Genomic DNA, 16,693 nt, shown 5'->3' with positions numbered 1-16,693 from the left:
GCTGGCCCTGATGGGCCTGCATAAGCGACGGGGCTTGGGATGGGGCGCCGCTGTGGCTATGCTAGGGGCTATCTGTGGAGGACACCCCTTGAAAATCTGGATCGCATCGCTGTTGCTCATGACCCTGCCGTTGTACGTGCAGGCCAATTCGTCGGAGGAGCCCAAGGTCGATCCCGCGACCGTTGTTGCTTACGTCGGTTTGTTTCCTGCTCTGGTCGGTAATTTCGGCACGGGGCCGCGGCTGAAGTTCTTCAAGGCCGATGTCTCATTGCGTGTCACCGGCGCCGAGGCTGAGGCCAAGGTGGTGCATCACCAGCCGCTGATCCGCAATCAGTTGGTGATGCTGTTTTCCCAGCAGACCGACGAGACCATGGCTGCCGCTGATGCCAAGGAAACGCTGCGCCAGGCTGCACTCAAGCAGGTGCAGGATGTGTTGGTACAGGAAGAAGGCGCGCCCCTGGTCGAAGACCTGCTGTTCAACAACCTTATCATTCAATAACGCAGCGCCAGGATCGCCTGCCAGTGGGCGTCGCTCACCGGCATGACGGACAGGCGTGAGCCTTTCTGGATCAGGGGCAATTCAAGCAAAGCCTGCTGAGCTTTCAGCAGTGACAGCCCGATAACCTGGGGGAAGGCTTCGACGTAAGCCACATCGATGGCGCTCCAGGGATTCTTCTCGGCACTGGCGCGGGCATCGAAGTAGTGGCTGTCGCGGTCCAGGGCTGTCGGGTCAGGATAAGCAGCGCCCTGAATGCGGCCGATGCCGGCAATCCCCGGCAGCGGGCAGCTGGAGTGATAAAAGAAAAACAGCTCACCCGGCTGCATGTCGCGCAGGAAGTTGCGCGCCTGGTAATTGCGCACGCCATCCCAGCGCGCCGTTCCCAGGCGCTGCAGGTCGTGGATGGAAAACTCATCGGGTTCGGACTTCATCAGCCAGTTGGGCATGAACATTGCTCCTTGGAATCGGCCCTATTGGGCCAGGTCTGCAATCTGGGTGCAAACTCGGAGAGATCGAGAGCAACGAGCGCCGGGTGCACCCTGCGCCGTCTGCCTTTAAGGGGGAGGCATTGGATGAAACGCAAACCAGATCTGTTGTGGGTACTCGTTATTCTGTTCAGCCTGGGCATGGTGACGACGGGGTACACCCAGAGCCAGTGGGAAGCACCAGGCACACCGCCTGCTCTGGCCCTGCCCGGCCGTTGAGCACTCCGGCCGCAGGGAAGCGGTTCTCAGTACCAGCCGGCGTCGGTCACAGTCGCTTGCAGCGGCACGTCCCAACTCGCTAGCGCCAGGCGCTCCACGCGCTGACAGCTATGCGCCACGCCCAGCAATATCGGTTTGTGCCAATTTTTGCGCATGCGCAGGTAAGCCAGGCTGCGATCATAGAATCCCCCGCCCATACCCAGACGACCGCCCTGGGCGTCGAAACCCACCAGGGGCAACAGCACCAGATCCAGCGTCCAGGTCGGTCGTTGCCATGCCGGGTTGTTGCGTGGCTCGGCGATGCCGAAGCGATTGGCGATCAGCGTCTCGCCGGGCCGCAGGCGCTGGAACACCATGCGCGTGCGTGGCCAGGGTTTGAGGACCGGCAGGTACACGGCCTTGCCGCGCCGTTGGGCTTCGCGCAGCAGTGGGCGTGGATCGATTTCACCGTCAGTCGGTAAGTACAGGGCCAGGTGCCGGGCACGGCGATAGGTGGGGTGCTGCGCCAGTTGGCGGTACAGCCTGCGCGCGGCTTGGCGCTGGGCTTGGGGCGAGAGTGCGCGGCGCTTCTGGCGCAGCAGGCGACGAAGCTGTGGGCGGCTGTGGGCGGTGGGGTCGAGCATCGAGCTGACAACCTATTGCAAAGAGGCGGCAATAAGCGAAGAAGAAATGACTCCCCGACGTGCCGCTGTCGGCTTAGCCCTTGAACCCGAAAGTTCAAGGTGGAGGTTGCAGGAGGCGTTAAGGCTTTCCGTCAGGCGGACATGCACACCGGCCTCAACATGCAACCCCCGGGTTTGTGCGTATCGGCTCAGGGACATCACCAACTGGCGCACACTTCAGGGAGCTGCGGCCAGTATACCCGAATCTGCCGCCAGGACACCCCGTCGGCAAAGCTGCACTGAGATGGATGAGCGTTCCTGGGCCGCTCGGCATGGGCACGGCAAGCATCAGGGAGCGACCCATTGCCGCAGCGTTTCAGACGTCGTCGTGGGTCAGTGCCTGGTCGACACGCTGCAGCAGGTCACGCACCTGTTCGCGCGTGGAGTTGGCCTGCAGGTCCTGGTGCTGTTGCTTGTGCAGCAGGTCGTGGGTGATGTTGAGCGCTGCCATGACGGCCACGCGATCGGCACCGATGACTTTGCCGCTGGTACGGATCTCACGCATTTTTCCGTCCAGGTAGCGGGCAGCGCTTTCCAGGTTGGTGCGTTCGTCGGATGGGCACGTGATGCAATATTCTTTGTCCAGAATGTGGACGGTAACGGTATTCGACTGGGTCATGAGTCCTGCTCCAGGGCTTTTAGGCGCGAAATCATCGATTCGACCTTGTGCCGGGCCATTTCGTTCTTTTCGATCAGATGGGCGCGTTCCTCGCGCCAGGCCTTTTCACTCGCCAGCAGAAGACGGTTCTGGGCCTTGAGTTGCTCGACACGCTGGATCAACAGCTCCAGTTTGGTCGTTAGGGCTTGCAAATCGGCGTCTTCCATGGGGTCTCGCTAAGGCAAGGGGTGACCGGTTATATCGGCGCACCATGGGGTGGGGTCAAACCCTCCGATGGTTTTGCCGCGTCTGCCGGTGCTAGGATACGAGGCCTCCATTCTAGTGATTGCGCCGTCTGGCGCCTAGTTATCTATGCCGACTTCAAGTTCTCCGTATTCCGCCTTCGCCGCACTGCTCAGCAGTGCCGGTTACACCGTTTCCCCTGCCGAGCTGCATGGCCTGCTGCTGGGCCGCAGCTGCGCCGGCGCGGGCTTCGATATCGCGCCCTGGCTGGTCGATGCCGCCGAGCTGCTCGGTGGCGAACCGCAGGACACCGTGCGCCAGGCGCTGATTGGCCTGCAGGAAATGGTCAAGGGCGAGCTCAGCGGCGAAGACATCGCCGTGGTATTGCTGCTGCCCAGTGATGAGGCGCCGCTCAGTGAGCGCGCCGTGGCCCTCGGCCAGTGGTGCCAGGGCTTTCTCGGTGGCTTCGGCCTCACCGCCCGTGACAGCGCGCTGAGCGCCGAGGCGATGGAAGTGCTGCAGGATCTTTCCGCCATCGCCCAGGTGCAGAATGCCCTCGAAGAGTCCGAGGACGGCGAGAGCGATTACATGGAAGTGATGGAGTACCTGCGCGTGGCACCCATGCTGCTGTTCAGCGAATGCACCAAGCCCGCTGCGCCGGCGCCCAAGCCCCTGTTGCACTGATCTTTCCGCCAACCCGATGGACTCGCTGCCCATGACCCGCATCTCCAAGTCGGAATACGCTCGTCGACGCAAGGCGTTGATGGCGCAGATGGAACCCAACAGCATCGCCATCCTGCCGGCGGCGCCGGTGTATATCCGCAACCGCGATGTCGAGCACGTGTATCGCCAGGACAGCGATTTCCAGTACCTCAGTGGTTTTCCCGAGCCCGAGGCGGTGATTGCATTGATTCCGGGGCGCGCCCATGGCGAGTACGTGCTGTTCTGCCGCGAGCGTGATCCCGAGCGCGAACTGTGGGACGGCCTGCGGGCCGGCCAGGATGGCGCAATCAGCCAGTACGGCGCCGATGATGCGTTTCCCATCGGCGATATCGACGACATTCTCCCGGGGTTGATCGAAGGCCGTGAGCGGGTCTACTACGCCATGGGCACCAACCCCGAGTTCGACCGTCACCTGATGGAGTGGATCAACGTGATCCGTTCCAAGGCACGTCAGGGCGCGCAGCCGCCGAACGAGTTCGTCGCCCTCGACCACCTGCTGCACGACATGCGTCTGTACAAGTCGGCCGGCGAGGTCAAGGTGATGCGTGCTGCGGCGCAGATTTCCGCCCAGGCGCATATCCGCGCGATGCAGGCCAGCCAGGTCGGGCTCAGCGAATACCACCTGGAAGCCGAGCTGGACTACGAGTTCCGCAAGGGTGGGGCGAAGATGCCGGCTTACGGCTCTATCGTCGCGACCGGCAAGAATGCCTGCATCCTGCATTACCGCGAGAACGACGCGCCGCTCAAGGATGGCGATCTGGTGCTGATCGACGCCGGCTGCGAGATTGACTGCTATGCCAGCGACATCACCCGCTGCTTCCCGGTCAACGGGCGTTTTTCGCCGGAGCAGAAAGCCATCTACGAGTTGGTCCTGGCGGCCAACGAAGAAGCCTTCAAACATATCGCGCCGGGCAAGCACTGGAACGAAGCCCACGAAGCGACGGTGCGGGTGATCACCGCCGGGCTGGTCGAGCTTGGGCTGCTGCAGGGCGATGTCGATGAGCTGATCGCCGGCGAGGCCTACAAAGCGTTCTACATGCACCGGGTCGGCCATTGGCTGGGCATGGACGTGCACGATGTCGGCGACTACAAGGTCGGCGGTGAGTGGCGCGTGCTGGAGCCGGGCATGGCGATGACCGTCGAGCCCGGCATCTACATTGCGGCGGACAACCAGAATGTGGCCAAGAAATGGCGCGGCATTGGTGTGCGTATCGAAGACGATGTGGTGGTGACCAAGAGCGGCTGCGAGATCCTTACCAACGGTGTGCCCAAGACCGTTGCCGAGATCGAAGCCCTGATGGCCGCCGCCCGCAGCGAGGCCGCTTAAGCCTATGGACAGGGTCAATCTGGCGATTATCGGTGGTGGCCTGGTCGGCGCCAGCCTGGCCCTGGCACTGCAGGATGAGGCGCGCAAACGCGGCTGGCAGATCGTGATGATCGAACCCTTTACTCCGGGTGTCGGTTACCAGCCGAGTTATGACGCGCGCTCCACCGCTCTGTCTTATGGCACCCAACAGATTTATCAGCGCCTGGGCCTGTGGCCGGCGATCAGCCAACGTGCCGAGCCGATCCGGCAGATTCACGTCTCCGACCAAGGCCGCTTTGCCGCGGCGCGCCTGAGCGCCGAAGACGAAGGTGTGGCGGCGCTGGGTTATGTGGTGGAAAACGCCTGGATTGGCGAGTGCCTGTGGCGCGCCCTCGACCCGGATGTGGTGACCTGGCGCAGCCCCGCCGAGGTCGTGAGTCTGGATCCGCTTGCCGATGGCTATCGCCTGACCCTTGACGACGGCTCGACTCTGGACTGTGACCTGGCGGTGATCGCCGAAGGCGGCCGCTCCAGTCTGCGTGAGCAACTCGGTATCCAGGTACGCCACACGCCGTACGGGCAAACCGCGCTGATCGCCAATATCACCCCGCAAGACGCCCATGCCGGCCAGGCCTTCGAGCGTTTCACCGCCGCTGGCCCGCTGGCCCTGTTGCCGCTGGCCGATAACCGCTGCGCCCTGGTCTGGACGCGCAGCGGCGAAGACGCTGCACGGCTGCTGCAGGCCAGTGATGCGGACTTCCTCGCCGAGCTGCAGCAGGCCTTTGGTTACCGCCTGGGTGCATTGCAACAGGTCGGGGCCCGCTACCTTTACCCGCTGGCGTTGGTCGAGGCGGCCGAGCAGGTTCGTGATCATCTGGTGGTGCTGGGCAATGCTGCGCACAGCCTGCACCCCATCGCCGGCCAGGGCTACAACTTGTCGCTGCGTGACACCCTGGCCCTGGCCGAGTGCCTGCTGGCCAGCACGGCGCCGTTGGGCGATCTGACCACGTTGCAGCGTTATGCGGATGGTCAGCGCAGCGATCAGCTACGCACCGTGGGCTTTTCCGATCAGGTCACCCGGCTGTTCAGTCGCGACGACAAGCTGTTGGCCGCCGGCCGCAGCCTCGGTCTGCTGGGTCTGGACATGCTGCCGCCAGCCAAACGCTGGTTCGCCCGCCAGGCCATGGGCCTGGGCACCCGCGCAGGTTACTAAAGCATGAGTGCCACGCGCCTGGCGCGCAAAGCCCGCTGGCTGCGCTGGGCGATGAACCTGTATCCACCCTATCTGGGCGCTGGCGTGCGTGTGCGGCAGATCAGCGCAGACTTCCGTCAGGTGCGTGTCAGCATGGGCCTGGGCTGGTACAACCGTAATTACGTGGGCACCCAGTTTGGCGGCAGCCTGTACAGCATGACCGACCCGTTCTACATGCTCATGCTGATGGAGAACCTCGGGCGCGATTACATCGTCTGGGACAAGGCGGCCAGCATCGATTTCGTCAGCCCCGGCACAGGTCCGGTGCACGCCGAGTTTCATATCGACGAGGCATTGCTGGCGCGTATTCGCCAGCACACCGCCGCAGGCGACAAGTACCTGCCGGTGCTCGACGTCGAGGTGCATGACAGCGCCGGTAAGCTGGTGGCCCGGGTGCACAAGACCCTCTATGTGCGGCTCAAGCCGCACCTGCGACAGACCACCGAGGACAGTACATGCAAGCAGATGTGATCATCGTGGGCGCCGGTATGGTCGGCAGCACCCTGGCCCTGGCGTTGCAGGACCTGGGGCTGGAGATTCTGATCGTCGACGGTGGTGCCTTGCAGGTCGCGCCATTCGCCGCCGATGCGCCGTTCGAGCCGCGGGTCAGCGCGTTGTCCGGCGCCAGTCAGCGTATTCTGCAGCGCCTCGGGGTCTGGTCGGCTATCGAGGCGCGGCGGGTCAGCCCCTATGGCGAGATGCGCGTGTGGGACGGCTCCGGCACCGGGCAGATCCACTTCAGTGCCGCCAGCGTGCATGCAGACGTGCTCGGCCATATCGTCGAAAACCGCGTGGTGCAGGACGCGCTGCTGAGCCGCCTGCATGACAGCGATATCGGCCTGCTCGGCAATGCGCGTCTCGAACAATTGCGCCGCAGTGGCGACGGCTGGCTGCTGACGCTCACCGATGGCCGCGAAGTGCGCACGCCGTTGCTGGTGGCCGCCGATGGCGCCAACTCGGCGGTGCGCCGGCTGGCCGGCTGCGCCACGCGCGAGTGGGATTACCTGCACCACGCCATCGTCACCAGCGTGCGCTGTGCCGAGCCGCACCAGGCCACGGCGTGGCAGCGTTTCACCGATGACGGGCCGCTGGCCTTCCTGCCGCTGCAGGGGCCGCCGGGTGAACACTGGTGTTCGATCGTCTGGTCAACCGTGCCGAGCGAAGCCGAGCGGCTGATGCAGCTCGACGACGCCGCGTTTTGCGCGGCCCTGGGGCGTACCTTCGAGCACCGCCTGGGCGAGGTTCTGCATGCCGATCCGCGGCTGTGCATCCCGCTGCGCCAGCGCCATGCCAAACGCTACGTGGAGGAGGGGCTGGTGCTGATCGGTGATGCGGCCCATAGCATTCATCCGCTGGCGGGGCAGGGCGTTAACCTGGGCTTTCTCGATGCCGCCGTGTTGGCCGATGTGCTGCAGCATGCCCATGGGCGTGGCGAGCGCCTGGCTGATGAGCGTGTGCTGAGCCGCTACGAGCGTCGCCGTATGCCACACAACCTGGCGATGATGGCGGCCATGGAGGGCTTCGAGCGGCTGTTCCAGGCCGACCCCCTGCCGCTGCGCCTGCTGCGCAATATCGGCCTTGATTGGGTCGATGGTTTGCCCGAGGCCAAGGCACTTTTCGTGTGTCAGGCGCTTGGCTTATCGGGCGACCTGCCGCCGTTGGCAAGGCCCTGAGGGCTGCTGACATTGCGTTGCGGGGGCGCAAGCAAAACGGCGCTAGGCCCTGGGCCGTTGCCGGGTTAATTGTGTACGACGGATACAAATGGCTAGTTGAGAAGCGAAATGCCATTCACTACTATTCGGCCTCTCTGCTTACCCACAAGAGGCTGGTCCCATGAAGGCTCGTAACGCGCTCCTCGCTGCATTTACCCTCAGCACCCTGGCAACTGCCGTTCAGGCTGCTGACGAGGTGGTGGTCTACTCCGCCCGTATTGACGAGCTGATCAAGCCAGTATTCGACCTCTACACCGAGAAGACCGGGGTCAAGGTGAAGTTCATCACCGACAAGGAAGCCCCGCTGATCGCTCGCCTCAAGGCCGAGGGCGCCAATACACCGGCCGACCTGCTGATTACTGTAGACGCTGGCAACCTCTGGCAGGCCGAGCAGGAAGGCGTGCTGCAGCCCGTCAAGTCCGAGGTGATCGACGCCAATATCCCCGCTCAGTACCGCTCCAGCACCGGCAGTTGGACCGGCCTGTCGCTGCGTGCGCGGACCATCTTCTACTCCACCGAGCGAGTCAAGCCGAGCGAGCTGTCGACCTACGAAGCCCTGGCCGACAAGAACTGGGAAGGCCGCCTGTGCCTGCGCACCAGCAAGAAGGTCTACAACCAGTCGCTGACCGCCACCCTGATCGAAACCCATGGCGCGGCCAAGACCGAAGAAATCATCAAGGGCTGGGTGAATAACCTGGCCACTGACGTGTTCGCTGATGACACCGCGCTGCTGCAGGCCATCGACGCCGGTCAGTGTGACGTCGGCATCACCAACACTTACTACTATGGCCGTCTGCACAAGCAGCAGCCTGACCTGAAAGTGAAGCCGTACTGGCCGAACCAGCAGGACCGTGGCGTGCACGTCAACCTCGCTGGCGCTGGCGTGACCAAGCATGCGCCGCATGCCGAGGCGGCGCAGAAGCTGCTGGAGTGGATGACCACTGCAGAAGCGCAAACCATCTTCGCCGGCGTCAACCAGGAATTCCCGGCCAACCCGGCGGTTGAGCCGTCCGCGGAAGTAGCCGCCTGGGGTACCTTCAAGGCCGACTCGATCGCCACTGAGGTCGCTGGTAAGCGTCAAGCCGAAGCCACCATGCTGATGGACCGCGCTGGCTGGAACTAACTGGCTGCAGACAGAGGGCGGCTAGCCGCCTTGCCGTTATACTCGACGCCCCGGCTTGCCGGGGCGTCGTGTTTTTGTCTTGAGGAATCTGCGTGGCCCATCCCGCCCAGCGCCGTTGGTATCCGATCGTCTTCGTTGTCGTGCTGCTGGTTCTGCTGCCGCTCAGCGTGTTGCTGTTCAGCTGGCACGAGGTGGACCAGCAGATCTGGGCGCACCTGTGGCAAACCCAGTTGCTGCGCCTGATCGGCAATACCCTGACCCTGGTGCTGGGGGTCGGCATTGGCGTGACGTTGCTGGGCGTCAGCCTGGCCTGGCTCACCAGCCTCTGCGAGTTTCCCGGCCGGCGCTGGCTGGACTGGGCGCTGATGCTGCCGTTCGCTATTCCCGCTTATGTGCTGGCCTTTGTCTTCGTTGGTTTACTGGACTTTGCCGGGCCGGTGCAAACTCTGATGCGCGAGTGTTTCGGCAGTGGCTTGCGCTTGCCGCGGGTGCGCTCTACCGGCGGGGTGATCATCGTCCTGGTGCTGGTGTTCTATCCCTATGTCTACCTGCTCGCGCGCAATGCCTTCCTCGCCCAGGGCAAGGGTCTGATGGAGGCGGCGCGGGTGCTTGGCCTGTCGCCCTGGCAGGCGTTCTGGCGGGTTGCCCTGCCGATGGCGCGCCCGGCCATCGGTGCAGGGCTGGCCCTGGCGATCATGGAAACCCTGGCCGATTTCGGCGCGGTGTCGGTGTTCAACTTCGATACCTTCACCACTGCCATCTACAAGACCTGGTACAGCTTCTACAGCCTGACCAGCGCCACCCAACTGGCCAGCCTGCTGCTGCTGGCGGTGATGCTGGTGCTCTACGGCGAGCGGCGTGCCCGTGGCGCGGTGCGGCCGACCAACGAGCGTCCGCGGGGCAAGGCGTTGTACCCGCTCAAGGGGCTGCAGGCCGCGGCGGCCACGGGCTGGTGTGTGCTGGTGTTCACCTGCGCCTTTGTCATCCCGATGGCGCAACTGCTGGTGTGGTTCTGGCAGCGTGGGCGTTTCGACCTCGATGAGCGCTACACCGCGCTGATCCTGCACACCCTGTACCTGGGCGCGATGGCCGCCTTGATCACCGTGTCGGTGGCGCTGCTGCTGGCGTTCGCCCGGCGCCTGGCGCCGACCCGGCTGATGCGCAGCGGCGTCAGCCTGGCCAATGTCGGCTACGCTTTGCCTGGTTCGATGCTCGCGGTGGCGATCATGCTGGCCTTCAGTTATCTGGATCGTGAGCTGGTGATTCCGCTGTCCAGCTGGCTCGGCGGCGCGGGTAAACCGCTGCTGCTCGGCAGCCTGTCAGCGTTGCTGCTGGCCTACCTGATTCGCTTTATGGCGGTGGCCTATGGGCCGCTGGAAAACAGCCTGGCGCGTATTCGCCCGTCGTTGCCGGAAGCCTCGCGCAGCCTGGGTGTAGGTGGGCCACGGTTGTTCTTCACGGTGTACCTGCCGTTGCTGGTGCCGGGGGTGTTGTCGGCGGCGCTGCTGGTGTTCGTCGACGTGCTCAAGGAAATGCCGGCGACGCTGCTGATGCGTCCCTTCGGCTGGGACACCCTGTCGGTGCGGGTCTTCGAGATGACCAGCGAAGGGGAGTGGGCACGGGCGGCGCTGCCGGCCCTGACCCTGGTGCTGGTGGGCCTGCTGCCGGTGGTTGGGCTGATTCGGCGCTCGGCGCGGCGAATCGGCGAAGACTGACCGTTCGCCCCGGTAGCCGATGGTCAGGATGACCCACCGCAGGCTTGCCGCTACAATGCGCGCCATTCGCTGCGGCCTGTCATGTTGACCGAGCACGCCGGACCGTGCTGGCCTGCTGCAAGGGCTACCCCGGCCTGACGCTCGCCCGCAGCTTCGCCACGCCCGGAAGGAGATACCCATGGGACAGCGTACCCCGCTCTATGACCTGCACCTCGCCCTGGGCGCCAAGCTGGTCGACTTTGGTGGCTGGGACATGCCGCTGCATTACGGTTCGCAGGTCGAGGAGCACCATCAGGTGCGCCGCGATTGCGGGGTCTTCGATGTGTCGCACATGACCGTGGTCGATGTCGCCGGACCTGACGCCCAGGCTTACCTGCAGCAATTGCTGGCCAACGACGTGGCGCGGCTCGAGGCCTCGGGCAAGGCCCTGTACAGCGGCATGCTCAATGCCCAGGGCGGAGTGATCGATGACCTGATCGTCTACCGTAATGACGGCGAGCAGGGCCTGGCATACCGGGTTGTGGTCAACGCCGCGACCCGCGACAAGGACCTGGCCTGGATGCGTCAGCAGTGTGAAGGTTTCAGCGTGCAGCTCGATGAGCGCGCCGAGCTGGCCATGCTGGCGATCCAGGGGCCGAAAGCCCGTGCTCGGGTCGCCGAGCTGGTGAGCCCGGCGCGTGCCGAGCTGATCCAGCATCTGGCACCCTTCCACGGGCTTGCCCAAGGCAACTGGTTTATCGCGCGCACCGGTTACACCGGTGAAGATGGCCTGGAAATCATTCTGCCGGCTGACCAGGGCGTGGCCTTTTTCAATGAACTGGTGGGCGCGGGGATTTCACCCATCGGCCTGGGTGCGCGCGACACCCTGCGCCTGGAAGCCGGGATGAATCTCTACGGCCAGGACATGGACGAGCAGACCAGCCCGCTGGCCGCCAACATGGCCTGGAGCGTGGCCTGGAACCCGCCGACCCGCGCTTTTATCGGCCGTGCGGCCCTGGCCGCACAAAAGGCCGCTGGCGTGCAGGCCAAGCTGGTCGGCCTGGTGCTCGAGGAGCGCGGCGTGCTGCGCGCACACCAGGTGGTGCGGGTCGATGGCGTGGGTGAGGGTGAAATCACCAGTGGCAGCTTCTCGCCCACGTTGGGCAAGTCCATCGCCCTGGCCCGCGTGCCAGCGGCGACCGGGGAACGCGCCGAGGTGGAAATTCGCGGCAAGTGGTACCCGGTGCGGGTGGTCAAACCGCTGTTTGTGCGCCACGGTAAAGCCTTGATCTGATATTTCCTGGCTCTGGCTGCGTCTATCGCGGTCAGGCCCTGAGCTGTTAACTTTTCCTGACGGCGCGATCGCCGTCACCGACCTATGAGGACGCCTACATGAGCACGATTCCCGCCGACCTGCGTTACGCCGCCAGCCACGAATGGGCGCGCCTGGAAGCCGATGGCAGCATCACCGTGGGCATCTCCGACCACGCTCAGGAAGCGTTGGGTGATGTGGTGTTTATCGAACTGCCGGAAGTCGGCAAGGTATTGGCTGCAGGCCAGGAAGCCGGTGTCGTGGAGTCTGTGAAGGCGGCATCCGATATCTACGCGCCAGTCGGCGGTGAAGTTATCGCGATCAACGAAGCCCTGGCCGACAGCCCGGAGAGCGTCAACAGCGATCCTTATGGCAGCTGGTTCTTCACGCTCAAGCCGCAGGACGCCAGCGAGCTGGATAAGCTGCTGGATGCCGAAGCGTACAAGGCTGCGTCCGAAGCTGAGTAAGCGTCAAAGGCTATGTCCCCATTGAGTGAGGCATGGAGAGTAGGGTGCGCCGTGCGCACGGCGTACCCCACGACATCACTATAGAAAAGGCTATGTCCCAGTACCCTGTTGCACTGCGACGATGCTTTTTGTGGGCCGCGCCCCACGGCGAATGCCATGGGTAACGCCGAAATAACTGCATGACTGCCATCGATTCGCCCCGAGGCGGGGCTCCTACGCGTGTTCGGTAGTTCACCCTGGTGCTGCGTGATGGCTTGCACGGGATGCAACACGATTTTGGGACATCGCCATAAAAAACCGCTGCCGAGGCAGCGGTTTTTTTATGGTATTTCGTTGTGCTTGGCTGTTGCATCCAGGCGCTTATTACTCAGCTGCGAGGATGGCGCTGGCCAGTTCCATGTCGCTGGCCTGCAGGCTTGGATTCTCAGCGCGCAGTTGCTGCAGGGCTGCTTCCAGGTACGGACCGCGGATCTCGCCGCCGCTGGCAACGAAGCTGGTGGCCTCGTCGTGGGCCGGGACGATCAGCTTCTTGTCCTTGAACGTCAGGTAGGTCGAAGCCGTGGTGGCGCCGGAAGAAAGGATATCGCGCAGACCGGCGGCCGAGGCCGAGGCGCTGCAAACGACGAGTACAGCAAGCAGCAGGGGGGTGAACTTACGCATGGCAGTAGCTCCGTGAGGGGGTAATCCTGAAGGATAAGAACGCCGATTGACGCAAGGGTTCAGTCGGATGGTGGCAGCGCCTGCTTCAGCATAGGCGTTGCAGGTAACACCGGCTTGGGCAATGCGCTCGCCGAGGGCTGACAGGCTTGCCGGGTCGGTGGCGGGCTCGGCTAGGGTTAAACAGCTCAGCCCCAGCAGTTGGTCAGCCTGCCAGGCGCCCAGATAGGCCCGTCGGCGGGCCGTGTAACCGGGCTGGGTCTGTTGCAGCACCCAGGCGAGGGTCTTCGGCAAACGCGTGTTCGAGCAGCGCCAGTGCCGCCGCGCCATCGGCTGGGGTCAGCGCCGTGACCGGCAGCGTTATGGCACCGCGTCGACCTTCAGCAGCACACCATCCTGGCCGATCACCCGCACCTGGCTGCCGGCCGGCAGCTCAGGGCCGCTGACCAGCCACAGGCTATCGCCAGCCTTGATCTTGCCGCGCCCGCCGCTGATCGCTTCGTGCAGGGTGAAGGTGCGCCCCAGCAGCTCGCTGCCACGCTGGTTCAGCCCCGGTTGGTCAGAGGGTTTGGCGGCGGTGCGCTGGCGTCGCCACCAATACACGGCGGTGAGGATGGCGAGGACACCGAACAGCACGAACTGCAGGGTCCAGTGCAGGTCCGGGATGAGGTAGGTGAGCAAACCCACCGCCGCGGCGGCCAGGCCGATCCACAACAGGTAGCCACCGGCCCCGAACACCTCGAGGATCAGCAGCAGGGTGCCGAAGGCCAACCAGTTCCAGAAACTCAGGTGCTGCAGGGCATCGAACATGGCTTAGCGTTTCCTGTCGCCGTCGGTTGGGGTGCCGAAAGTGGCCTTGACGATCTCGCCGATGCCGCCCACCGCCCCAATCATCTGGCTGGCTTCCAGCGGCATGAGGATCACCTTGCTGTTGGGCGAGGCGGTCAGCTTGCCCAGGGCGTCGATGTATTTCTGCGCGACGAAGTAGTTGATCGCCTGCACGTTGCCACTGGCAATCGCCTCGGAAACCATACGCGTCGCCTCGGCTTCGGCGGCCGCCGCGCGTTCGCGCGCCTCGGCTTCGAGGAAGGCGGCCTGGCGTTCGCCCTCGGCCTCGAGGATTTGCGCCTGTTTCTTGCCTTCGGCGGTAAGGATGGCGGCGGCGCGCAGGCCCTCGGCTTCGAGAATTTGTGCACGCTTGATGCGCTCGGCCTTCATCTGCCCGGACATCGCCGCCATCAGGTCGGCGGGCGGGCTGATGTCCTTGATCTCGATACGGGTGATCTTGATGCCCCAGGGCGCGGTGGCTTCATCGACGGTGCGTAGCAGTTTCTCGTTGATCCCGTCGCGCTGGCTGAGCATGGCGTCCAGCTCCATGGAGCCGAGCACGGTGCGGATATTGGTTTGCAGCAGGTTGCGGATGGCGTGCTCGAGGTTGTTGACCTCATAGGCCGCCTGGGCCGCGTTGATCACCTGGAAGAAGCACACGGCGTCGATCTGCACCGTGGCGTTGTCGGCGGTGATGACTTCCTGGGGGGGAATATCCAGCACGCTTTCCATGACATTGAGCTTGCGGCCGATGCGGTCCATCACCGGGACGATGATGTTCAGGCCCGGTTTAAGGGTGTTGGTGTAACGGCCGAAGCGCTCTACCGTCCACTGCGAGCCTTGCGGGACCACCTTGAAACCCATGAAGACCACGGCGACGGCAAGGCCGACGAAGAGAAAAATTACACTGCCGATTTCCATACAAACTCCATTTTCTGCGGCGCCTGGGCGCGTTCGAGCTGCCGTCCGGCGGCCCGTTGGTTATTTCTGCTCGCTCTGCGGGGTTACGCGCAGCACTTCTTCGATTGTAGTTAACCCAGCGGCGACTTTCTGTGCGCCAGACAGGCGCAGGCTGCGCATGCCTTCCTTGAAGGCATGGCGGCGCAGGGCGATCAGGTCGGTGTCAGCGGTGATCAGCGGCTTGATCGCATCGTTGAGCTGCATGATCTCGTACACCCCGGCGCGGCCGCGGTAGCCGGTGTCGCGGCATTCCAGGCAACCGACCGCGCGCTGCGCGCCGGTCGGCAGCGGGGCGTTCCAGGGGCGCGTCAGGGTTTGCCAGTCTTCCTCATTAAGGTCGTGGGGCGCCTTGCAATGCGGGCACAGGGTGCGCACCAGGCGCTGGGCCATAACGCCGAGCAGGGTGGCCTTGAGCAGATAATGCGGTACACCGAGCTCGAGCAGGCGGGTGATGGCGCTCGGTGCATCGTTGGTGTGCAGGGTCGAGAGCACCAGGTGCCCGGTGAGCGCGGCCTGGATGGCCATTTCGGCGGTTTCCAGGTCGCGGATCTCGCCGACCATGATGATGTCCGGGTCCTGGCGCATCAGGGCGCGCACGCCGCTGGCGAACGTCAGGTCGATGTTGTGCTGCACCTGCATCTGGTTGAAGGCGCCTTCGATCATCTCGATCGGGTCTTCGATGGTGCAGACGTTGACCTCGGGCGTGGCCAGTTGCTTGAGCGTTGTGTAGAGCGTGGTGGTCTTGCCCGAGCCGGTGGGGCCGGTCACCAGGATGATGCCGTTGGGCTGGCGGGTCATGTCGGCCCAGCGGCGCATGTCGTCCGGGGAGAAGCCGAGCTGGTCGAAACTCTTGAGCAGCACGTCCGGGTCGAAAATCCGCATGACCATCTTTTCGCCGAACGCGGTCGGCAGGGTCGACAGGCGCAGCTCGACTTCGCCACCGGCCGGGGTCTTGGTCTTGACCCGGCCATCCTGGGGTTTGCGTTTTTCCGCGACGTTCATCCGGCCGAGGGTTTTCAGACGGCTGACGATGGCCATGGTGACCTGGGGCGGGAATTGGTAGACGGTGTGCAGCACGCCGTCGATGCGAAAACGCACGCTGCCCTGTTCGCGGCGTGGCTCGATATGGATGTCACTGGCGCGCTGCTGGAAGGCGTACTGGAACAGCCAGTCGACGATATTGACGATGTGTGCGTCGTTGGCGTCAGGCTCCTGGTCCTGGGCGCCGAGGTTGAGCAACTGCTCGAAGTTACCGACGCCGCTGACCCGCGCATCGGCTGCCGAAGCGCCGCTGACCGAGCGCGCCAGGCGGTAGAACTCGACGGTGAAACGCTGGATATCCGCCGGGTTGGCCACCACCCGTTTGATCGGGCGCTTGAGCACGTGAGTCAGGTTGGCTTCCCAGCTGTGCATCAGCGGCTGGGCGCTGGCAATGGTCACGGCATCGGCGGTCACGGCGATGGCAAGGATCTTGTGGCGCTGGGCGAAGGCATAGGACATCAGTGGGGTGATGGCCGCCACGTCGATCTTCAGCGGGTCGATGCGCAGGTAGGGCTGGCCGGCATACTCGGCCAGCCAGACGGTCAGGGTTTCCAGGTCGAGAGTCTTGCCCGGGCGCGTCAGGTCAGCCAGTTGCTGCGCGGCGATGAATTCCAGCGGGTGCTGCTGCGCATTGGCCGCCGTGCGCCGTAGGCTCAGGCACTGCTCGGCGCCGTCCTGGTCAAGCCGACCGTGGGCGACCAGTTCGCGCAGCAGGTCGTTGAGGTCGAGCAGGCGGTCCTGAGGAGGCTGGGCAAGTGCGGACATGGGGCTCCCTGGGGTCTGTGGACGTTTCGTCGCGGCCGCGCACGAAAAATCAACAGACCCTCGTGCGAGTGAGTCATGGTCCTGCAGTGTGCCGCAAAACGGCCGTGCAGGTGCCATGCGCGGGGTGCATGGCGGGGCCTGCGCGGC

General features: G+C 64.2%; 19 protein-coding genes and 1 other RNA gene. 11 read left to right on the top strand and 9 right to left on the bottom strand.

Features of this window, described 5'->3' with window-relative positions:
* Window positions 1–88: 88 nt before the first annotated feature.
* The gene (locus BMW49_RS06050; RefSeq protein ID WP_244168311.1) at window positions 89–499 is read left to right on the top strand and encodes a flagellar basal body-associated protein FliL; all 411 of its coding nucleotides are present in this window, start codon (window positions 89–91) and stop codon (window positions 497–499) included.
* On the opposite strand, the gene BMW49_RS06045 is transcribed toward BMW49_RS06050, so the two are convergent.
* The gene (locus BMW49_RS06045; RefSeq protein ID WP_069516616.1) at window positions 493–945 is read right to left on the bottom strand and encodes an EVE domain-containing protein; all 453 of its coding nucleotides are present in this window, start codon (window positions 943–945) and stop codon (window positions 493–495) included. The two genes, BMW49_RS06050 and BMW49_RS06045, sit on opposite strands and share 7 nt — an antisense overlap.
* Before the next feature lie 126 nt (window positions 946–1,071).
* Here BMW49_RS06045 and BMW49_RS25310 point away from each other — a divergent pair, with 126 nt between their 5' ends.
* The gene (locus BMW49_RS25310) at window positions 1,072–1,203 is read left to right on the top strand and encodes a hypothetical protein (RefSeq protein WP_256539150.1); all 132 of its coding nucleotides are present in this window, start codon (window positions 1,072–1,074) and stop codon (window positions 1,201–1,203) included.
* Between the two features lie 26 nt (window positions 1,204–1,229).
* On the opposite strand, the gene BMW49_RS06040 is transcribed toward BMW49_RS25310, so the two are convergent.
* The 4 genes from BMW49_RS06040 to BMW49_RS06025 form a co-directional block, all read right to left on the bottom strand.
* Window positions 1,230–1,826 carry a 5-formyltetrahydrofolate cyclo-ligase gene (locus tag BMW49_RS06040; protein ID WP_069516440.1) on the bottom strand — a complete coding sequence of 199 codons (597 nt, stop codon included), beginning with the start codon at window positions 1,824–1,826 and terminating at the stop codon, window positions 1,230–1,232.
* Between the two features lie 47 nt (window positions 1,827–1,873).
* Window positions 1,874–2,052: non-coding RNA, 6S RNA (gene ssrS, locus BMW49_RS06035), on the bottom strand.
* A gap of 129 nt (window positions 2,053–2,181) precedes the next feature.
* Window positions 2,182–2,484 carry a cell division protein ZapA gene (locus BMW49_RS06030; RefSeq protein WP_069516439.1) on the bottom strand — a complete coding sequence of 101 codons (303 nt, stop codon included), beginning with the start codon at window positions 2,482–2,484 and terminating at the stop codon, window positions 2,182–2,184.
* The gene (locus BMW49_RS06025) at window positions 2,481–2,690 is read right to left on the bottom strand and encodes a TIGR02449 family protein (protein WP_069516438.1); all 210 of its coding nucleotides are present in this window, start codon (window positions 2,688–2,690) and stop codon (window positions 2,481–2,483) included. Before BMW49_RS06025 ends, BMW49_RS06030 begins: the two co-directional genes overlap by 4 nt.
* Before the next feature lie 145 nt (window positions 2,691–2,835).
* On the opposite strand from BMW49_RS06025, the gene BMW49_RS06020 reads away from it, so the two are divergent.
* The 9 genes from BMW49_RS06020 (at window position 2,836) to gcvH (ending at window position 12,295) form a co-directional block, all read left to right on the top strand.
* Complete coding sequence (locus BMW49_RS06020; protein ID WP_069516437.1) at window positions 2,836–3,390, top strand: YecA/YgfB family protein; 555 nt, start codon at window positions 2,836–2,838, stop codon at window positions 3,388–3,390.
* A gap of 31 nt (window positions 3,391–3,421) precedes the next feature.
* Window positions 3,422–4,756: a Xaa-Pro aminopeptidase gene (gene pepP / locus BMW49_RS06015; protein WP_069516436.1), complete on the top strand. Its 1,335-nt coding sequence runs from the start codon at window positions 3,422–3,424 to the stop codon at window positions 4,754–4,756.
* Window positions 4,757–4,760: 4 nt separating this feature from the next.
* Window positions 4,761–5,948, top strand: coding sequence for a 2-octaprenyl-6-methoxyphenyl hydroxylase (gene ubiH, locus BMW49_RS06010; protein WP_069516435.1), 1,188 nt, complete (start codon window positions 4,761–4,763; stop codon window positions 5,946–5,948).
* Between the two features lie 3 nt (window positions 5,949–5,951).
* Entirely contained in the window at window positions 5,952–6,458 is a 507-nt protein-coding gene (locus BMW49_RS06005) for a DUF4442 domain-containing protein (protein WP_069516434.1), read from the top strand.
* Entirely contained in the window at window positions 6,443–7,660 is a 1,218-nt protein-coding gene (locus BMW49_RS06000; RefSeq protein WP_069516433.1) for a 2-octaprenyl-3-methyl-6-methoxy-1,4-benzoquinol hydroxylase, read from the top strand. The genes BMW49_RS06005 and BMW49_RS06000 overlap by 16 nt, the downstream gene beginning before the upstream one ends.
* 160 nt (window positions 7,661–7,820) lie before the next feature.
* On the top strand, window positions 7,821–8,822 hold the full coding sequence (locus BMW49_RS05995; protein ID WP_069516432.1) for an extracellular solute-binding protein: 1,002 nt from the start codon (window positions 7,821–7,823) through the stop codon (window positions 8,820–8,822).
* A gap of 92 nt (window positions 8,823–8,914) precedes the next feature.
* Entirely contained in the window at window positions 8,915–10,537 is a 1,623-nt protein-coding gene (locus BMW49_RS05990) for an ABC transporter permease (protein ID WP_069516431.1), read from the top strand.
* A 178-nt stretch (window positions 10,538–10,715) separates the two neighbouring features.
* Window positions 10,716–11,810 (top strand): glycine cleavage system aminomethyltransferase GcvT, encoded by a 1,095-nt coding sequence (gene gcvT / locus BMW49_RS05985; protein ID WP_069516430.1) that lies wholly within the window; start codon window positions 10,716–10,718, stop codon window positions 11,808–11,810.
* A gap of 98 nt (window positions 11,811–11,908) precedes the next feature.
* Entirely contained in the window at window positions 11,909–12,295 is a 387-nt protein-coding gene (gene gcvH, locus BMW49_RS05980) for a glycine cleavage system protein GcvH (RefSeq protein ID WP_069516429.1), read from the top strand.
* Between the two features lie 363 nt (window positions 12,296–12,658).
* Here the strand turns inward: gcvH and BMW49_RS05975 are convergent, their stop codons facing one another.
* The 4 genes from BMW49_RS05975 to tfpB all read right to left on the bottom strand — a co-directional run bounded on the left by BMW49_RS05975 (window position 12,659) and on the right by tfpB (window position 16,546).
* Window positions 12,659–12,955, bottom strand: coding sequence for a DUF2388 domain-containing protein (locus BMW49_RS05975; protein WP_069516428.1), 297 nt, complete (start codon window positions 12,953–12,955; stop codon window positions 12,659–12,661).
* Between the two features lie 357 nt (window positions 12,956–13,312).
* On the bottom strand, window positions 13,313–13,762 hold the full coding sequence (locus BMW49_RS05970; protein ID WP_069516427.1) for an NfeD family protein: 450 nt from the start codon (window positions 13,760–13,762) through the stop codon (window positions 13,313–13,315).
* Window positions 13,763–13,765: 3 nt separating this feature from the next.
* On the bottom strand, window positions 13,766–14,701 hold the full coding sequence (locus BMW49_RS05965; protein WP_069516426.1) for an SPFH domain-containing protein: 936 nt from the start codon (window positions 14,699–14,701) through the stop codon (window positions 13,766–13,768).
* A gap of 60 nt (window positions 14,702–14,761) precedes the next feature.
* On the bottom strand, window positions 14,762–16,546 hold the full coding sequence (gene tfpB / locus BMW49_RS05960) for a type IV pilus assembly ATPase TfpB (protein WP_069516425.1): 1,785 nt from the start codon (window positions 16,544–16,546) through the stop codon (window positions 14,762–14,764).
* Window positions 16,547–16,693: the final 147 nt, after the last annotated feature.

Source organism: Pseudomonas cuatrocienegasensis, from assembly GCF_900110925.1.
Lineage (GTDB): Bacteria > Pseudomonadota > Gammaproteobacteria > Pseudomonadales > Pseudomonadaceae > Aquipseudomonas > Aquipseudomonas cuatrocienegasensis.
This window is presented reverse-complemented; position numbering and strand designations above follow the sequence as displayed.